Origin of the sequence: Mesorhizobium sp. YC-39 (genome assembly GCF_025753795.1) — a bacterium.
In the GTDB taxonomy this organism is placed as follows: Bacteria; Pseudomonadota; Alphaproteobacteria; order Rhizobiales; family Rhizobiaceae; genus Mesorhizobium.
The window spans coordinates 1,168,614-1,186,363 of sequence record NZ_JAOWPS010000002.1 but is presented as its reverse complement, the minus strand read 5'-3'; the positions used below and the strand labels follow the sequence as shown (position 1 = coordinate 1,186,363).

The 17,750-nt window shown below is 64.3% G+C and carries 17 protein-coding genes; 13 read left to right on the top strand and 4 right to left on the bottom strand.

Annotation, left to right across the window (positions count from 1 at the left end):
• Positions 1-78 precede the first annotated feature (78 nt).
• On the bottom strand, positions 79-948 hold the full coding sequence (locus OHD62_RS15255; RefSeq protein WP_263783604.1) for an endonuclease/exonuclease/phosphatase family protein: 870 nt from the start codon (positions 946-948) through the stop codon (positions 79-81).
• A 100-nt stretch (positions 949-1,048) separates the two neighbouring features.
• Here OHD62_RS15255 and obgE point away from each other — a divergent pair, with 100 nt between their 5' ends.
• The 5 genes from obgE (at position 1,049) to OHD62_RS15230 (ending at position 6,777) form a co-directional block, all read left to right on the top strand.
• The gene (gene obgE, locus OHD62_RS15250; RefSeq protein WP_263783603.1) at positions 1,049-2,080 is read left to right on the top strand and encodes a GTPase ObgE; all 1,032 of its coding nucleotides are present in this window, start codon (positions 1,049-1,051) and stop codon (positions 2,078-2,080) included.
• Position 2,081: 1 nt separating this feature from the next.
• On the top strand, positions 2,082-3,263 hold the full coding sequence (gene proB, locus OHD62_RS15245; RefSeq protein ID WP_263783602.1) for a glutamate 5-kinase: 1,182 nt from the start codon (positions 2,082-2,084) through the stop codon (positions 3,261-3,263).
• A 2-nt stretch (positions 3,264-3,265) separates the two neighbouring features.
• Positions 3,266-4,552, top strand: a complete 1,287-nt coding sequence (locus OHD62_RS15240; RefSeq protein WP_263783601.1) for a glutamate-5-semialdehyde dehydrogenase — start codon at positions 3,266-3,268, stop codon at positions 4,550-4,552.
• Positions 4,553-4,801: 249 nt separating this feature from the next.
• Complete coding sequence (locus tag OHD62_RS15235) at positions 4,802-5,389, top strand: nicotinate-nucleotide adenylyltransferase (protein WP_263783893.1); 588 nt, start codon at positions 4,802-4,804, stop codon at positions 5,387-5,389.
• 89 nt (positions 5,390-5,478) lie between these two features.
• Positions 5,479-6,777: an MFS transporter gene (locus OHD62_RS15230; protein ID WP_263783600.1), complete on the top strand. Its 1,299-nt coding sequence runs from the start codon at positions 5,479-5,481 to the stop codon at positions 6,775-6,777.
• 31 nt (positions 6,778-6,808) lie between these two features.
• On the opposite strand, the gene OHD62_RS15225 is transcribed toward OHD62_RS15230, so the two are convergent.
• The 3 genes from OHD62_RS15225 to OHD62_RS15215 form a co-directional block, all read right to left on the bottom strand.
• Positions 6,809-7,666 (bottom strand): sigma-70 family RNA polymerase sigma factor, encoded by an 858-nt coding sequence (locus OHD62_RS15225; RefSeq protein WP_263783599.1) that lies wholly within the window; start codon positions 7,664-7,666, stop codon positions 6,809-6,811.
• On the bottom strand, positions 7,666-8,139 hold the full coding sequence (locus tag OHD62_RS15220; RefSeq protein ID WP_263783892.1) for a carboxymuconolactone decarboxylase family protein: 474 nt from the start codon (positions 8,137-8,139) through the stop codon (positions 7,666-7,668). Before OHD62_RS15220 ends, OHD62_RS15225 begins: the two co-directional genes overlap by 1 nt.
• A 214-nt stretch (positions 8,140-8,353) precedes the next feature.
• Positions 8,354-9,211: a mechanosensitive ion channel family protein gene (locus tag OHD62_RS15215; RefSeq protein WP_263783598.1), complete on the bottom strand. Its 858-nt coding sequence runs from the start codon at positions 9,209-9,211 to the stop codon at positions 8,354-8,356.
• A gap of 242 nt (positions 9,212-9,453) precedes the next feature.
• Here OHD62_RS15215 and rsfS point away from each other — a divergent pair, with 242 nt between their 5' ends.
• The 8 genes from rsfS (at position 9,454) to OHD62_RS15175 (ending at position 17,741) form a co-directional block, all read left to right on the top strand.
• On the top strand, positions 9,454-9,831 hold the full coding sequence (gene rsfS / locus OHD62_RS15210) for a ribosome silencing factor (protein WP_023678068.1): 378 nt from the start codon (positions 9,454-9,456) through the stop codon (positions 9,829-9,831).
• Between the two features lie 109 nt (positions 9,832-9,940).
• Complete coding sequence (gene rlmH, locus OHD62_RS15205; protein ID WP_263783597.1) at positions 9,941-10,423, top strand: 23S rRNA (pseudouridine(1915)-N(3))-methyltransferase RlmH; 483 nt, start codon at positions 9,941-9,943, stop codon at positions 10,421-10,423.
• Positions 10,424-10,587: 164 nt separating this feature from the next.
• Positions 10,588-11,916, top strand: a complete 1,329-nt coding sequence (locus OHD62_RS15200; RefSeq protein ID WP_263783596.1) for a murein hydrolase activator EnvC family protein — start codon at positions 10,588-10,590, stop codon at positions 11,914-11,916.
• Position 11,917: 1 nt separating this feature from the next.
• Complete coding sequence (locus OHD62_RS15195) at positions 11,918-13,243, top strand: S41 family peptidase (protein WP_263783595.1); 1,326 nt, start codon at positions 11,918-11,920, stop codon at positions 13,241-13,243.
• A gap of 113 nt (positions 13,244-13,356) precedes the next feature.
• Complete coding sequence (locus tag OHD62_RS15190; RefSeq protein ID WP_263783594.1) at positions 13,357-14,523, top strand: divergent polysaccharide deacetylase family protein; 1,167 nt, start codon at positions 13,357-13,359, stop codon at positions 14,521-14,523.
• Positions 14,524-14,525: 2 nt separating this feature from the next.
• A complete protein-coding gene (locus OHD62_RS15185; RefSeq protein WP_263783593.1) occupies positions 14,526-15,047 on the top strand; it encodes an RNA pyrophosphohydrolase in 522 nt (173 codons plus the stop codon).
• A gap of 78 nt (positions 15,048-15,125) precedes the next feature.
• Entirely contained in the window at positions 15,126-16,277 is a 1,152-nt protein-coding gene (gene alr / locus OHD62_RS15180; RefSeq protein ID WP_263783592.1) for an alanine racemase, read from the top strand.
• Positions 16,278-16,484: 207 nt separating this feature from the next.
• The gene (locus OHD62_RS15175) at positions 16,485-17,741 is read left to right on the top strand and encodes a D-amino acid dehydrogenase (protein ID WP_263783591.1); all 1,257 of its coding nucleotides are present in this window, start codon (positions 16,485-16,487) and stop codon (positions 17,739-17,741) included.
• The last annotated feature ends 9 nt before the right edge of the window (positions 17,742-17,750 follow it).

The window sequence follows — 17,750 nt, the reverse complement described above, 5'->3', positions numbered from 1 at the left end:
CTCCGCTCCGGTTCTCGGAAGCCATCATTCTCGGCTCGGCCTGACCTGAATCTCGACCCATCTCGCAGCACTTGGCGCTCAGCCTAGCTCGACCCAGACCGGTATGTGGTCGGAGCCGACCGCTTGCCGGTCGACCCAAAGCCGCTTCAGCGACTTGGCGAGAGATGCGCTGGAAAAGACATAGTCGATGCGTTTGTGTCGGCTGGTGTCGGCGGGCCGCTTGGGATCAACCCAGGTGACGAGATCGGCGCCGGCCACGTTGAGGCGCATGGCGGCATCGACGGCAAAGTCGGCGGTCAGCGGCATGCCGAATTCATGGTCCGGCCGGCCGGCGAGCTCGACATATTCGGGTGAGCCGGCCAGCATGTTGAAATCGCCCATGGCGACGAAGGCTTCGGGATGGGGTAATTCCGGCAGGCCGATCTCGGCGACGCCGGACAGTGCGCCGCCTTCGAGCGCGTAATTCAACAGGCGCTGGCGCAGGAACTGTATCTGGCTCACGCGTTCGACCGGGCTGCGGTGATCGAGATGGATGGAATAGAATCTGACAAAGCCGAGCGTCGTCTCGATCAGGGCTTCCAGCGCGCCACGCTGGAAGTTCATCGCCTCGAAGCTGCGGCTGCGCGGCAAAAGCAGATTGCGCGACAGGTGGATGGGCGTTTTCGACAGCACCATGTTGCCGAGCTGGAAGGTTCTCGTGACGGCATGGCCGTTCTCGATAGCGGAGCCGATATTGGCCTCGAAATTGCTGCCATAGACGGCAAAATAGCCGGGCAAGGCGTCGCCGAGTTCGGCGACCATGTCGCGGCCACCATTCTTGGGGTTGTTGCGGGTAACCTCCTGCAACGCGATCACGTCAGCGCCGCGCACGGCATCGGCTATGCGGTCGACGTCGTAGCGGCCATCGAGGCCAATGCCGTACTGGATGTTGTAGGTTACAAGTTTCATTGCGATATCTCTCCGGCCAAGGTCATAAACGGCCTCGCCCTTCGCCCCGCCTTGGTTTAGAGCAATCCCCCAAAGCCAATAGCAGAAACAACACAATCCGATGAAATTTCTCGATCAAGCCAAGGTTTACATCCGCTCCGGCGATGGCGGCGCCGGTTCGGTGTCGTTCCGGCGCGAGAAATTCATCGAGTTCGGCGGTCCCGATGGCGGCGACGGCGGCCGGGGCGGCGATGTCTGGCTGGAGGCGGTCGATGGGCTGAACACGCTGATCGACTATCGCTACCAGCAGCATTTCAAGGCCAAGACGGGCATACATGGCATGGGCCGCAACATGACCGGGGCCAAGGGCGCCGACGTGACGCTGAAAGTGCCGGCGGGAACCCAGGTCTTTGCCGAGGACAATGAGACGCTGATCTGCGACCTGACGGTGGTCGGCCAGCGCTTCCTGTTGGCCAAGGGCGGCAATGGCGGCTTCGGCAACCAGCATTTCAAGACCTCGACCAACCAGGCACCACGCCGCGCCAATCCCGGCCTGCCGGGCGAAGAGATGAACATCTGGCTGAGGCTCAAGCTGATTGCCGATGCCGGCCTGGTCGGCCTGCCCAACGCCGGCAAGTCGACTTTTCTCGCGGCGGTCACCGCAGCCAAGCCGAAGATCGCCGACTATCCCTTCACCACGCTGCATCCTGGCCTTGGTGTCGCCCGCATCGATGGCCGCGAATTCGTCATTGCCGATATTCCCGGGCTGATCGAGGGTGCGCATGAGGGCGTCGGCATAGGCGACCGTTTCCTCGGCCATGTCGAGCGCACGCGCGTGCTGCTGCACCTCGTCTCGGCGCAGGAAGAAAATCCGGGCAAGGCCTACAAGACCGTGCGCGCCGAGCTCGACGCCTATGGCAACGGCTTGACCGAGAAGGTCGAGATCGTCGCGCTTTCGCAAGTCGATATCCTCGATGCCGATCAGCGCAAGAAGAAGGCCGCCTCGCTCAAACGCGCCGCCGGCCGCGCACCGATGCTGCTTTCCGCCGTCACCGGCGAAGGCGTCGAGGCAGTGCTGCGTGCCCTGATGGCGATAGTGGCCGAGGCGCGCAACGCCGTCGCCGCCCCGGTCGAGACGCGCTGGGAAAAATAGCATGGCCGCGCAGTCGCTGAAAAAATACCGGCGCATCACCGTCAAGATCGGCTCGGCGTTGCTTGTCGACCGCTCATCGGGCCTGAAGCGCGACTGGCTGGCTTCGCTGGCCGACGACATTGCGGTGCTGGCCGCGGGCGGCGCTGAAATCCTTGTCGTGTCGTCCGGGGCGATTGCACTCGGCCGCACCATTCTTGGCCTGGGAAAAAGGGCGCTGAAGCTTGAGGAAAGCCAGGCGGCTGCCGCCGTCGGGCAGATCGCGCTGGCCGGCGCCTGGTCGGATGCGCTCGGCAAGGGCGGCCTGAAGTCGGGCCAGATCCTGCTGACGCTCGGCGATACCGAGGAGCGCCGCCGCTATCTCAACGCACGCGCCACGATCTCGACGCTGCTGAAGATGAAGGCGGTGCCGGTCATCAACGAGAACGACACAGTGGCGACCTCCGAAATCCGCTATGGTGACAATGACCGGCTGGCCGCGCGTGTCGCCACCATGATGGGCGCTGATCTTCTTGTACTTCTCTCTGACATTGACGGACTCTATACGGCGCCGCCGGCCAGGGACTCGCAAGCCAAGTTCATTCCGGTGGTCGACCGCATCACCCCCGATATCGAGGCGATGGCGGGTGCGGCGGCGTCCGAATTGTCGCGCGGCGGCATGCGGACAAAACTCGATGCCGGCAAGATCGCCACCGCCGCCGGCACCGCCATGATCATAACGGCTGGCATCAGGCTGTCGCCGTTGATGGCGATCGAGCGTGGCGAGCGGGCGACCTTCTTCAAGCCGAGCGCAAATCCGGTCAAGGGCTACAAGACCTGGATCGCCGGGCAGCTCGAACCGGCGGGACGGCTGACTGTCGATGCCGGCGCCATCGGCGCGCTGCTGTCGGGCAAATCGTTGCTGCCGGCCGGGGTAAAGTTGGTCAGCGGCAATTTCTCGCGCGGCGACACGGTGGCGATCCTGTCGCCCGAGGGCCGCGAGATCGCGCGCGGGCTGGTTGCCTATGATGCCGCCGATGCCGTAAGGATCGCTGGCCTGAAGACGGCAGAGATCGAAACGGTGCTCGGCTACGAGGCGCGCTCGGCGATGATCCACCGCGACGACCTTGTGGTGAGCCATGCTGGTGACCAAGTAGGGGCGGGTGACCACGTACGGGCGGACGACCAGGTAACGAGCGGAGGATGAGCATGCTGAAGCTGCATGAAAAATCCCGGGATGACACGGTGGCGCTGATGGCCGATATCGGCCGCCGCGCCCGCGCTGCTGCCCGCCCGCTGGCCATCGTTGCGACGACCGCCAAGAATGCCGCGCTTGTCGCCATGGCGGAGGCGATTATCGCCCGGGAGCGGGAAATCCTCGACGCCAATGCCATCGACATCTCGAACGGCCACGAGTCGGGGCTTTCCGCCTCGTTCATGGACCGGCTGAAGCTTGATCCCGCGCGCATCCACGCCATGGCCGAAGGTATCCGCGAGATCGCCGAACTCAGCGATCCGGTCGGCGACGTTATCGCTGCGTGGGACCGGCCGAACGGCTTGCATATCGAGCGCGTGCGCACGCCGCTCGGCGTCGTCGGCGTTATCTATGAGAGCCGGCCGAATGTGACGGCGGATGCTGGCGCGCTCTGCCTCAAGGCCGGCAATCCGGTGATCCTGCGCGGTGGTTCGGATTCGCTCAATTCTTCCGCCGCGATCCATGCTTGCCTGGTCGAGGGGCTGAAGGCGGCCGACCTGCCGGAAGATGCCATCCAGCTGGTGCCGACCACCGACCGCGCCGCCGTCGGCGAAATGCTGAAAGGCCTCGGCGGCAATCTCGACGTGATCATTCCGCGCGGCGGCAAGAGCCTGGTTGGGCGGGTGCAAGGCGAGGCGCGGGTGCCGGTCTTTGCCCATCTCGAAGGCATCTGCCATCTCTATATCGACCGCTCGGCTAAACTCGACATGGCGGTCAAGATCGCCGTCAACGCCAAGATGCGGCGCACCGGCGTCTGCGGCGCGGCCGAGACGCTGCTCGTCGATCGCGCCGTCGCGTCCACCCATCTGGTGCCGATCCTGGAGGCGCTGCGCGGGGCAGGATGCGAGATCCACGCCGATGCCGAGGTCGTGAAGGTGTTTTTCGATGCCAAGCCGGCCACCGACGTCGACTGGGTGACCGAGTATCTCGACGCCATCATCGCGGTGAAGCTGGTCGACGGCGTCGCCGACGCGATCGAGCATATCGAGACGTTCTCCTCGCACCACACCGAGGGGATCGTCGCCGAGGACGCGCAAGCGGTCGAACGCTTCTTCAACGAGATCGATTCGGCGATCCTGCTGCACAATGCCTCGACGCAGTTCGCCGACGGCGGCGAATTCGGCATGGGCGCCGAGATCGGCATCGCCACCGGCAAGATGCATGCGCGCGGGCCGGTCGGCGTCGAGCAGCTGACGTCGTTCAAATACCGCGTGCGTGGGTCGGGACAGGTGCGGCCTTGACTTTTTTCGCCGTTAGAGCCTGAGGCGTTGCGCCCAGCCACCCCCCTCTGTCCTGCCGGACATCTCCCCCGCAAGGGGGGAGATCGGCTGTCATTTCCGATTTCGCCAATCGCCGGCACTGCAAGATTTGCTCCGGCGATGAAGCCGCCAATCTCCCCCCTTGAGGGGGAGATGTCCGGCAGGACAGAGGGGGGCGCCTGAGGCATGCTTTCCTCATCCGAGCATCCCGTCCCCACCCACTACCTCAAGATGCCGCATGCCGAAAAAGGCCTGGCTGTCGGCCTGTTTGGCGGTTCGTTCAACCCGCCGCATGCCGGTCATGCGCTGGTCGCCGAGATCGCGCTGAGGCGCCTTGCGCTTGACCAGCTGTGGTGGATGGTGACCCCCGGCAATCCGCTCAAGAACACGCGGGAACTGGCGCCGCTGACGGAGCGGCTCAGCCTGTCCGAGCAGATCGCCAGGAACCCGAAGATCAAGGTCACCGCCTTCGAGGCCGCCCACCATGTCCGCTTCACCGCCGACACGCTGGCGCTGGTCAAGGCGCGCAATCCCGGCGTCGACTTCGTCTGGATCATGGGCGCCGATAGCTTGCGCGACTTCCACCGCTGGCAGCGCTGGCGCCAGATCGTGATGACGTTCCCGATCGCGGTGATCGACCGCCCGGGTGCGACGTTGTCGTTCCTGTCGTCGGTCGTCGCCAAGACCTTCGACTATGCCCGCGTCGACGAGGGCGATGCGCCGCGTCTCGCCCGGATGAAGGCGCCGGCCTGGACCTTTATCCACGGGCCACGCTCGTCACTGTCGTCGAGCGCCATCCGCAAGATGGCGAAAGGATAGAGTCTCCTTCTCCCTTCAGGAGATGGGAAGACCGCCGATGTCGCTTTTGCGGCGGCCTATCGCCGTCGAGTAGGCGATCCTGCGACAAGATGACGATTATCGAGCGAAACCAGACCAGACCCGACCCACGGCAGGGCAGCCCGTCGACGCCGGCGATTGCCATTGCCAGCGTCATCCTGTCGATGGCGCTGGTTGCCATCGGCAATGGACTGATGTTCGCCTATATCCCCGTTCGCCTCGGCGCCGAGCGTTTCGATCCGACCTGGGCCGGGCTGATCATCACCGGCCTTTCGGCCGGGGGCCTCGCCGGCTGTATCCTGACCGGACCGCTGGTGCGGCGCGTCGGCCATGCCCGCGCATTCATGGTGCTGTCGGCGCTGATCGTGTTGTCCAATGCCGCCGTCGGGGCAGGGACGATCCCGCTGCTGTGGATCGCGGCGCGCGCGCTTTACGGCTTTGCCATTGTCGGCCTGTTCATCGTCGCGCAAAGCTGGCTGAACGATGCCGTCGCCAACGCCATACGTGGCCGGGTGATGGCGGTCTTTTACGTCGCCTATGTCGCTGGGCTCGGCGTCGGTTACGCCACGCTGGCGGCGGTCGATATCGGCACGGCGGAAGCGCCTTTGATCGGCATCGCCTTCACGGCGCTGTCGATCCTGCCCGTCGGGCTGACGCGGCTCGCCCAGCCGCCGGCGCCGCAGGCTGCCTCGGTCGCGCTTGGCCTGGCCTGGCGGATTTCGCCGGTGGGCGTCGCCGGCATGCTCGCCGTCGGCGGCCTGTCGATGGCGATTTCAGGCTTCGCGCCGATCCATGCCACGGCCAAGGGCTACAGCCAGGCGGATGTGGCGCTGCTTTTGTCGGCGATGCCGGTCGGCACGCTGATCCTGCAGATTCCGCTTGGCTGGATTTCCGATCGTACCGACCGGCGCTACGTGCTGATCGCCGCCTCGGCGCTGGCTCTGGCGGCGGGCCTGTTCGCGCTCGGCTTCGACGGCGGCGCGCTGGCGGCGCTGGTCGTCATCTACGTGGTCTGGGACGGCGCCTCGGAATCGATCTATTCGCTGGCCAGCGCGCATGCCGCCGACCGCGCCGGCAAGGACGACATGGTGGCGCTGTCCAGTTCGCTGCTGTTTGCGTGGTCGCTGTCCGGCTTCATCGTCCCCGGCATCGTGACCGGGCTTTCCGCCGTCTATGGCACGCAGGCTTTCATCTATGTGGCGATAGCGATCGCGGCTGGCTTCTGCCTGTTCGTGCTGTGGCGGGTGCTGGCGATGTCGCCTGTTCCTTCTGCCGAGACCGGCAGTTTCGCGCCGATGAGCGCGCAAGCGCCGCTGCCGGTGGAATTGGCCTTCGCGCCGGAGGAACAGCGCGGTCGTTCCGACGATTAGAGCCTAACCGGGTACAAGCTCAGGCATTAGTCTAGTGCAGATGCCTGAGCTTGTCGGGGTTGCGCACGACATAGATCGCCGCGATCTTGCCGTCCTCGATTTCGAGTGCGGTGGTCTGAAGTTCGCCGTCGGCTTCCAGCGTGATGAAGCCTGGCAATCCATTGACGAAACCAACACGGACAAGTGTCGAGCCATGCTCACGCAGCCATGCCGCCACCCGCTCGTATTGCTGCATAACGGCGTCGAACCCCAGGGCCGGCTCGGTGGCTGCCGGACGTTTGCCGCCGCCATCGGCATGGGCGCTGACATCGGCCTTCAGCATTGCACCAAGAGCCTTCATATCGCCGCTGCGCGAGGCGGTGTAAAAGGCCTCGGCAAGCTCAAGGCCACGTTGTTTTTCCACCTGGAAGCGAGGGCGCGCCTCACGCATATGGGCGCGCGCACGGGTAGCGAGCTGGCGGCAGGCCGCAGGGTCGCGCTGGATCGCGGCTGCGACCTCCTCAAACTCCAGCCCGAACACATCATGCAGCAGAAAAGCCGCGCGCTCGAGCGGAGAAAGGCGTTCCAGCGCGAGCATCAGGGGCAAGGTGACGTCTTCTGCCTCGTCGTCCTCCATGACGGGATCGGGAAGCCAGGGTCCAATATAGGTCTCGCGCTGGCGCCGTGCCGATTTGAGCTGGTCCAGACAGAGACGCATGACCGTGCGGCGCAGGAACGCTTCGGGCTCGCGCACCTCTGTGCGGTCGGCCCTCATCCAGCGGATGAAGGCCTCCTGCACCATATCTTCGGCGTCGGCCACGGAGCCTAGCATGCGGTAGGCGACGCGCATAAGCTTTGGGCGAAGCGGCTCGAAATTCACCGCCGTATGCTCGGACTCCGCGTTCATCATCAGGCGGCCGCCGCCTTGGCGGCGGACCTTATAGCCGCCGGATCGGCCCAGGCACTGAAGCCGACCGCAAGGCGATTGTAGCCGTTGATGACATTGATCATCAAAGTGAGCTTCACCTGCTCCTCCTCGGTAAACTCGGCCTTCAGGGCGTCATAGGCACTTTCGTGCGTATGTCCTTGGGACATCCGCGTCAGCGCGTCGGTCCAGCCGAGTGCGGCGCGCTCACGGTCAGTATAGCATGGCGCCTCGCGCCAGGCCGACAGCAGATAGATGCGCTGCTCTGTCTCGCCGTTTTCGCGCGCAAACACTGTATGCATATTGAGGCAGTTGGCGCAGCCGTTGATCTGGGAGGCGCGAATCTTCACAAGCTCGCTCAGGCTGGGCTCGAGGCTGGAGGAAATGGCGAAGGCCGCGCGCTGCCATTCCTTCATCAGGGAAGGGGCAGTGGCGAAGAGATCAAGTTTTGCAGTCATGGTCGGCTTCCTTCTGTTGGTTGCGACATCATGACGAGACAGGATCCGCTGGTGTGACATGCACGCCAAATTTTTTTGCATGTCGCCGCGCGAGGTGACGGCGCCGCGCCGCAAGATAGTGAGAAATTCGGGACCGGGCGAAGGAATCCAAGCCTCAGGCCCTACCCACGCCAAAGAAGGTTGGTGGTCGAGCACCCGCGTCCGGCGATGCCGATTACTGCCTTGTGGTTGAGGCCTCCTGCCGTGGCGCTTCCGGTGGCGGTGCTGGAACCGAAATGCCTTCGGCGTCGAAGGCCTGCTTGGCGCGTTTGGTGAGGTCGATCTGGGTGGCGAAGAAGTCGGCGGCCGAGGTCCAGTAGCGCAAGGTGATGGCGACGGTGCTGTCGCCGACGGTGGCGACAAAGGCGATCGGGGCCGGTTCCCGCCTGACGCGCCGCTCGGCGGCGGCGACGCCGAGCATGGTCTTTTGCGCGAGATCGATGTCGTTCCACGAGCCGATGGTCAGCGTGATGTCGCCGCGACGGACGCCGTTGCGCGAATAGTTGCGAACAGGCTGGTTCCACAATGTCGAATTGGGAGCGAGTATATAGACGCCGTCAACCGTCCTCAGCCGGGTGGCGAACAGCCCTATTTCCTCGATGGTCCCGGAAATGGCGCCGACCTCGACATACTCGCCAATGCGTAATGGCCGCAGCGCCAGCAGCATGATGCCGGCGGCAATGTTTTGCAGCGTGCCCTGCAGCGCCAGGCCGATGGCCAGCCCAATGGCACCGATGGCGGCAATGATCGAGGCGGTCTGCACGCCGAACTGGCCAAGCACCATGATGACGACGAGGACCAGGATGGCGTAGCGGACGATTTTCGAGAAGAAATGGCGCAGCGTCGCGTCAAAGCCGTGGATATGGCCGAGGCCGGCAAAGATCGAGCGCTCGGCGAGGCCGGCGGCGATATAGCCGACGACCAGCAGGATGACGGCGCCGATGGCCGAAAACGAGTAGGAAACAATCAGAGTGCTGAGCTGCGCCAGCCCCGCCTGCACGGTGAGGACGGCGTTCTGTGGGTCGATTGGCATGATAAAAATCCGGTTGATCGATGCGCCGATAACCCCTGCAAAGCGCCAAGGGTTCCGATATTTTTCGCGAGCTGGAACCGCAGGGCGGGCAGGGCGTTCGGCGACAGCGGAGGCTGCCGTCTTGAAACTGCAACGGAACTCTGCCTATTTAAGCGGTGTCACCTGATTTCACGGGTGATTTGGTTGTTCTTGCTGCGAAAGGAAATACACTGAGAACAGCACTGCGGAAGAGGGCCGATATCGTGCCTTCGCCGGCCGGGATCAGCGTAAACGACGCCGTGTCCCGCGCCATCAAGACAGTCCTTGCCAGTCTGGAAGACTCCAAGGCCGAAAACATCGTCTCAATCGACATTCAGGGAAAATCGAGCCTCGGCGACTATATGGTCGTCGCGTCCGGCCGATCGCACCGTCATGTCTCGGCAGTCGCCGATCATCTCCTCAAGGCGCTCAAGGATGCCGGGCTTGGCACGGCGCGCGTCGAGGGGCTGGCCGGCGCCGACTGGGTCCTGATCGATTCGGGCGACATCATCGTCCATGTCTTCCGTCCCGAAGTCCGCGACTTCTACAATCTCGAAAAGATGTGGCAGGCGCCGGACCTCGAGGAAGAGACCTTGCACTGAGCCGTATTTGTCTTGATGCATGTCTTTGTGCCAAACCGGTGCGCACCTTCGGTTGAAGCCCGAGGGCACGCTTTTGGGGCGACATGCATCAGCGGCTCCTTGAGGTAGGATGAAGATATCAGTTCATGCCGTGGGCCGAATGAAAGCCGGCCCCGAGAAGCAGCTCGCAGACCGCTATTTCGAGCGCTTCGCCAAAAGCGGCCCCACCGTGGGCCTCGAATTTGCCGGTATTGCCGAGATCGCGGAAGGCCGCGCGCAGACCGCCACCGAGCGGCGGCGCGAGGAAGGCCAGAAGCTGCAGACATATTTGCAGCCGGGCACCGCACTGCTGCTGCTCGACGAACGCGGCAGGAACCTTTCCTCAGAGGATTTCGCCGGTCGCATCGGCCTGCTGCGCGATAGCGGGCGCAAGGCGCTGGTCATCGCCATCGGTGGCGCCGACGGCCACGATCAATCGCTGCGCGATCAGGCCGATCTGATGGTGTCGTTCGGGTCGCTGACCTGGCCGCATCAATTGGTCCGCGTGATGCTGGGCGAGCAGCTTTATCGGGCCGCCACGATTCTGTCCGGGCATCCCTATCACCGCTCGTGAGTTTCGTTCATGACCGGCTTTGGTCGAAACCGGTGGTGAACCGATGGGTGGTGCAAGCCGCCCGGATTTCCGCCCCAATGCAGCGGCAAATTGTACGCCGTTGGCAGGCCTATCGAACATGGTTGATTGTTCGTTAACGAAGCCACGCATAGAGTCGGGGCTCAATGTCTGAAATGGGACGATCGAGAGCGAGCATTCTGCACGGCTGCGGCATCGCGGCGGTGGCGTTCGTGCTGTCGCTCAGTGCCGCCAGGGCCGAGAGCACACTCGACCTGGCGCCCGATCCGGACAAGAGCCGGGCCGAATACGAACAGGTGTCGAAGGAGATCACGCTGTCATCCGAGCGGCTGGCCAAGCTCGCCGCCGACATAGCGACGATCAAGAAAGACCATGCCTCGATCACTGCGGCGCTGATCCAGTCGGCGATGACCGAGCAGAAGCTTGGCCAGGATATCGAGGATATTGGCGCCAAGCTGGAGGGGTTGAAAGGCGAGGAGCAGAAGATCCGCGTCTCGCTGGCCGCGCGGCGCGATGTGCTCGCCGAAGTGCTGGGCGCGCTGCAGCGCATGGGACTCAATCCGCCGCCGGCGATCCTGGTCAAGCCGGAGGACGCGCTGTCGTCGGTGCGTAGCGCCATCCTGCTCGGTGCGGTGGTACCGGAATTGCGCCAGCAGACCGAGATACTGCTGGCCGACCTCAAGGAGCAGTCGCGGGTGACAGCCTCGATCGAGGCGGAGCGGGCACGGCTGACGGCGGCGGTCGGCGAGCAGACCGCAGAAAAGAAGCGGCTAAGCATGCTGCTCGAAGCCAAGCAGAAGCTCGAGGCCGACACGCAAACGGCGCTGGCCGCCGAAAAGCAGCGATCCCAGGCACTTGCGGCGAAGGCCGGCAGTCTGAAGGAACTGATCGCGACGCTCGAGGCCGACAAAGCGCGTAAGGCGGCGGATGCGGCAAAAGCCGCCGAGCAGAAGTCCGCGGACGCCGACAAGGTCCCGGCGCAGCCGGAACTGGCGTCCCTGCCGGTGCCGGAAGCCAACCGGCTCACCGCCGCAGCACCCTTTTCGGCGCTCCAGGGGCAGATCGCGCTGCCGGTCATCGGCAAGATCAAGCGGCGTTACGGGGCCGATGACGGTAACGGCGCGGTGATGCTCGGCGACATGGTTGCGACACAATCGGGAGCCATCGTCACAGCGCCGGCGGACGGAAATGTGCTTTATGCGGGACCTTTTCGCTCCTATGGTCAACTCTTGATCCTGAACGCGGGTGACGGCTATCATGTCGTTCTGGCGGGGATGAGCAGAATCAGCGTCGCGTCTGGCCAGTCGGTGCTCGCAGGAGAGCCGGTCGGTGCGATGGGAGAGGCCCGGGTGGCAAGCACCTCGGCCTCGAAGAATGGAAATGCCACGCCGGAGCTCTACGTCGAGTTCCGCAAGGATGGAAAACCCGTCGATCCGACCCCATGGTGGGCGGACCGTTTCTCTGGAAGGACGTGAGATGATGCGGAAATTGTCGCTTCTGTTTGCCGGTGCGCTGATGGGCGCATCCGCGATGAGCCTGGTCTATGGTGCGCCAAGCTCGACGGCGAACGCTGCGGGCTCCGAGACCTACAAGCAACTGGCGATCTTCGGCGACATCTTCGAACGGGTGCGGGCGCAATATGTGACGCCGCCCGACGACAAGTCGCTGGTCGAGAACGCCATCAACGGCATGCTTACGTCGCTCGACCCGCACTCCTCCTACATGAATGCCGAAGAAGCGCAGGACATGCGCGTGCAGACCAAGGGCGAGTTCGGCGGCCTCGGCATCGAGGTCACCATGGAGAACGACCTGGTCAAGGTGATCACACCGATCGACGATACGCCGGCCGCCAAGGCGGGTGTGCTTGCCGGCGACTATATTGCCAAGATCGACGGCGACGAGGTTCGCGGTCTGACCCTCAACGACGCGGTCGAGAAGATGCGTGGGCCGGTCAACACGCCGATCAAGCTCACCATCCTGCGCCAGGGTGCCGACAAGCCGATCGAGCTGACGGTGGTGCGTGACATCATCAAGGTCAAGGCGGTCAAGTTCCGGGTCGAGAACGACATCGGCTACATGAAGATCACCTCCTTCACCGAAAAGACCTATGACGACCTCGAGAACGCCATCGACACCATCAAGAAGCAGGTGCCGAACGACAAGCTCAAGGGCTATGTGCTCGATCTCAGGCTCAATCCGGGTGGCCTGCTCGACCAGGCGGTGAGCGTGTCCGACGCCTTCCTCGACCGTGGCGAGATCGTCTCGACGCGCGGCCGCGATCCGAAGGACGTCACCCGCTTCGACGCCAGGCCGGGCGACGACATCGGCGGCAAGCCGCTGATCGTGCTCGTCAATGGCGGCTCGGCCAGTGCGTCAGAAATCGTCGCCGGCGCGCTGCAGGATCTGCGCCGCGCCACGGTGGTCGGCACGCAGTCCTTCGGCAAGGGCTCGGTCCAGACCATCATCCCGCTCGGCGAGAACGGTGCGCTGCGCCTGACGACAGCGCTCTATTACACGCCGTCGGGCAAGTCGATCCAGGGCAAGGGCATTACGCCCGACATCAAGGTCGACCAGCCGCTGCCGCCGGAATTGCAGGGCAGGGATCTGACGCGCGGCGAATCGGACCTCAAGGGTCATATCAAGGGCGCCGATGAAGGCACGACCGGTTCGGGCTCGGCAGCCTATGTGCCGCCGGAGCCGAAGGACGACTTGCAGCTCATCTATGCCGAGCAGCTTCTGCGCGGCGAAAAGACCGATCCGGCGTTCCCGCCAAATCCGGATAAGGCTGTGCTTAATCAGTAAGACTTCAGAGTGGCCGGGCAAACAGGTCTGGCCGCCTGATCGAAGCGATGCGATGCTGCCGGGGCCGTGAGGTTCCGGCAGTTTGATTCGGAGACCGCGGCTGGGGATGCGGCTTGGCTGACATCGGCAAGGATATTGAACGCCCGCTCGGACAGGCCGTCCGGCCGCCGCGCGCGGAAAGCAGGATCAGCACTCGTGCGGTTGCGGCCGCCCTTGTCGTGCTGGCCGTTGTCGGCGTCTCCGGCGCCATCGCGCTGCGCGAGAAGCCGTTTCGAAAGCCGGAGGTTACAGCCGTTTCAACGCCGAAGGTGACGGCCGCCGCCGCGCCGTCCACGGAGCCAGCGCCGGCGTCGAAAGCGGAAGCAGCGCCCAAGACCGGCGGCCCGCAGATCATCCATGTCGAGACTGAAGAGGGCGACGGTCCGCCTAAGGCGGGCATCGTCATTCGCGACCCTTCGGCCATCGGCCAGAACCTGAAGATCGCGCATCTTCCCGACAGGGCGCTGATCGAAGCCAGCGACACCGGTCCGTTGCCGGTCCGTGCCGCCGATGGCAGGCGGCCGTTCGATGTCTATGCGCGGCCGTGGTCCGGGGCGCGCGGTGCGCGTGTGGCGATCGTGATTGGCGGGCTCGCCGTGTCGCAAACCGGTACGCAAGCAGCCATCGCCAAGCTGCCGGCGGAGGTGACGCTGGCGTTTGCCCCGCAAGGCAACAGCATCGGCCGCTGGATGCAGGCGGCGCGACAGAGCGGCCATGAGATCGTCATGCAGGTGCCGCTCGAACCGTTCGACTATCCGAACGTCAATCCCGGCCGCAACACGCTGACGATCGCGGCGAGACCCGACGAGAATTTGAAGAGCCTGCGCTGGGCGCTGTCGCGAACGACCAATTATACCGGCGTCATGAACTATATGGGCGCGCGCTTTTCGGCCGACGCGACGGCGATGGGGCCGTTCATGGCCGAGCTCGGCAAGCGTGGCCTCGCCTATGTCGATGACGGCTCCTCGGCACGCAGCCTCGCCCCCGAACTGGCGCTGAAGGACGGCGTGCCCTTTGTTGCCGGCGATACGGCGATCGACGCCGTGCAGGATCGTGGCGCCATCCTCAAGAAACTGGACCAACTCGAAGCGACCGCTCGCGCGAAGGGCTCCGCCGTCGGCATCGGCTCGGCCTTCGACCTGACGGTCGATACGGTGGCGTCCTGGGTGGTCGAGGCCAAGAAGCGCGGCATCGAGATCGTGCCGATTTCGGCAGTGGCGATCGATCCGCAAAAAGGCTGAACATGGCGAAGGCAAAAAAGATCGATCCAGAGACGCTGCCTTATCGACCCTGCGTCGGGCTGATGATCCTCAATGGCGATGATCTGGTCTGGGTTGGCCATCGCATCGCCGAACCGGACAGCGAATTTGCCGGCACGACGCAGCTCTGGCAGATGCCGCAAGGCGGCATCGACAAGGGCGAGGAGCCACTGCAAGCGGCGGAGCGGGAACTGTATGAAGAGACCGGCATGCGATCGGTCTCGCTGCTGGCAGAGGCGCCGCACTGGATCAATTACGACCTGCCGGCGCATCTGGTCGGCGTTGCCTTCAAGGGGCGATATCGCGGCCAGACGCAAAAATGGTTTGCCTTCCGTTTTCACGGCGATGCAAGCGAAATCCAGATCAATCCGCCACCAGGCGGTCACACCGCCGAGTTCGACAAATGGGCGTGGCGGCCGATGCAGGACTTGCCCGACCTGATCGTGCCATTCAAGCGCAAGGTTTACGAAGATGTGGTGGCGGCGTTCAGGCATCTGGTAGCGTAGCTGCTGCCGTGCCGGCCATGGTTGCTGCATCGGCAGCATCGCCTTATTGATGGCCAATCCGCTGCAAACAAGGTCGGCATGAACGACGCCCGAAAGAAATCCCTCCCGGAAGGGGCCGCTGCCGAAAGCGGGCTGGTCAGCGAAGCGGTGGCCGGCGCGATCCTGACCATCGATCTCGGCGCGATCCGCCAGAACTACCGGCGGCTGAAGGCGCGGCTGGGCGGCGTGCACTGTGCTGGTGTCGTCAAGGCCGACGGCTATGGTCTCGGCGCGGCGCAAGTGGCGGCAGCGCTGGCCAGGGAAGGCTGCGACACATTCTTTGTCGCGCTTCTGAGCGAAGGGATCGCCCTGCGCCGCTCGCTAGGCCCGGTGCCTGCCATCCATGTGCTGAACGGCATAGCGCCCGGCGCGGAAGCGGAAGCGGTGGCAGCCGGGCTCACGGCCGTCATCAATAGCGTGGAGCAACTGGCGGCCTGGCGCGCGGCGGCCCGCCGCACCGGCCGGAAATTGCCCGCGGCGATCCAGGTCGACAGCGGCATGTCGCGGCTCGGCATGGCGGCGGCGGAAGTGGCGGCCGTCGCCGGGGATCCGCAGGCTTTCGACGGTATCGACTTGACCTTGGTGATGAGTCATCTGGCTTGCGCCGACGAGCCCGTGCATTCGGCCAATGAGCAGCAGCGGCTGGAATTCGAGCGGCTGTGCAAGATGCTGCCGAAGGCGCCGGCGTCGCTCGCCAACTCATCCGGGATCTTTCTTGGACCGCGCTTTCACTATGACCTCGCCCGTCCCGGTGCTGCGCTCTACGGCATCAATCCGACGCCTGCCGAGCCGAACCCGATGCTGCCAGTGGTGCGATTGGAGGCCAAGGTCATCCAGACGCGGATGCTGGAGGCCGGTGCCGGTGTCGGCTACGGCCATACTTTCCATACGCCGGCTCCGCGGGCTGCCGCGACGATCTCATTCGGCTATGCCGACGGCTGGCCTCGACGTGCCTCGGCGGCTGCGTTTCTCGATGGCGTGCGACTGCCTTTCCTGGGCCGGGTCTCGATGGATTCGATCATCCTCGACATTTCGGCGCTGCCGCCCGGCAGGCTGAAGGCGGGTAATCTGGTCGAACTGATCGGACCATCGCGGACGGTGGACCAGGCGGCCGGCCATGCCGGCACCATCGGCTACGAAATCCTGACCAGCCTCGGCCATCGCTTCCACCGGCGCTACGTGAACGGCTAAAGCGCGTCGCGTTTGAACGGAATCGGGCGCTGCGCTTTAAGGTCTTGTTTTTTATGCATGTCATTATCGCAAAGCCGCTGCGCGCTTTTGCGCGACATGCATTGGAACGCGACACGCGGCCCCCTTGGCGGATGCGGTAAAATCCGGCAGACAGAACGCGGATGATGGCCTGCCCCCTGGCAGAATGTCGTTGCGGAGAATTATGCGATGAAGATCTTCGTGCTGGGCGGTGGCGTGATCGGGGTCACCACGGCCTATTTCCTGGCCGAGGCCGGCCATCAGGTGACGGTGATCGACCGTCAGAAAGGTCCGGCGCTCGAGACCAGCTTCGCCAATGCAGGCGAGATCTCGCCGGGCTACGCTTCGCCATGGGCCGGGCCAGGCGTTCCGCTGAAGGCGGTCAAATGGCTCTTGATGAAGCATGGTCCGCTGGTGGTACGGCCGACGCTGGACCCGTATATGTGGATATGGCTGGTCAAGATGCTGCGCAACTGCACCACCGAGCGCTATGCGGTGAACAAGGCGCGCATGGTTCCGTTGGCCGAATACAGCCGCGATACGCTGAAGGCGCTGCGCGAGGCGACCGGCATCGCCTATGACGAGCGCGCCAAGGGAACGCTGCAACTGTTCCGTACGCAACAGCAGCTCGACGGCACGTCAGGCGATGTCGAGGTGCTGAAGAGCTATGGCGTTCCCTACGAGATCCTCGATCCCGACGGCTGCATCGCGGCCGAGCCGGGATTGGCGGGGGTGCGCGAAAAATTCGTCGGCGGCCTGCGGTTGCCGGGCGACGAAACCGGCGACTGCAAGATGTTCACCGACCGTCTGGCCGAGCTCTGCGCGGCACGCGGCGTCACCTTCGAATACGACGTGTCGATCAGGCGCATCATCAGGAACCGCAACCGCATCGCTAACATCAACACAAGCAAGGGCTGGAAGGCCGCCGATGCCTATGTGATGGCGATGGGCAGCTATTCGGCCAGGTTCATGCGCATGCTGAGGCGGCCGATCCCGGTCTACCCGGTCAAGGGTTATTCGATCACAGTGCCGATCAAGGATGCCGCCGCCGCACCGGTGTCGACGGTGATGGACGAAACCTACAAGGTGGCGATCACCAGGCTCGGCGACCGCATCAGGGTCGGCGGCACGGCGGAGATTTCCGGCTTCGATCTCGATCTGCATGAATCGCGGCGCCGCACGCTCGAACACTCGGTCGGCGATCTTTTTCCAGGCAGCGGCGACATGCGTGCGGCAAGTTTCTGGTGCGGGCTGCGGCCGATGACGCCGGACGGGCCGCCGCTGATCGGCCGCACCGAGTTTTCCAACCTCTATCTCAATACCGGCCACGGCACGCTCGGCTGGACGATGGCGTGCGGCTCGGCCAAGGTGCTGGCCGACATCGTCTCCAGCCGCGTGCCCGACATCAATGTGCGCGATCTCGGGCCGGAACGATACGTCAGGTAAGATTTGCCG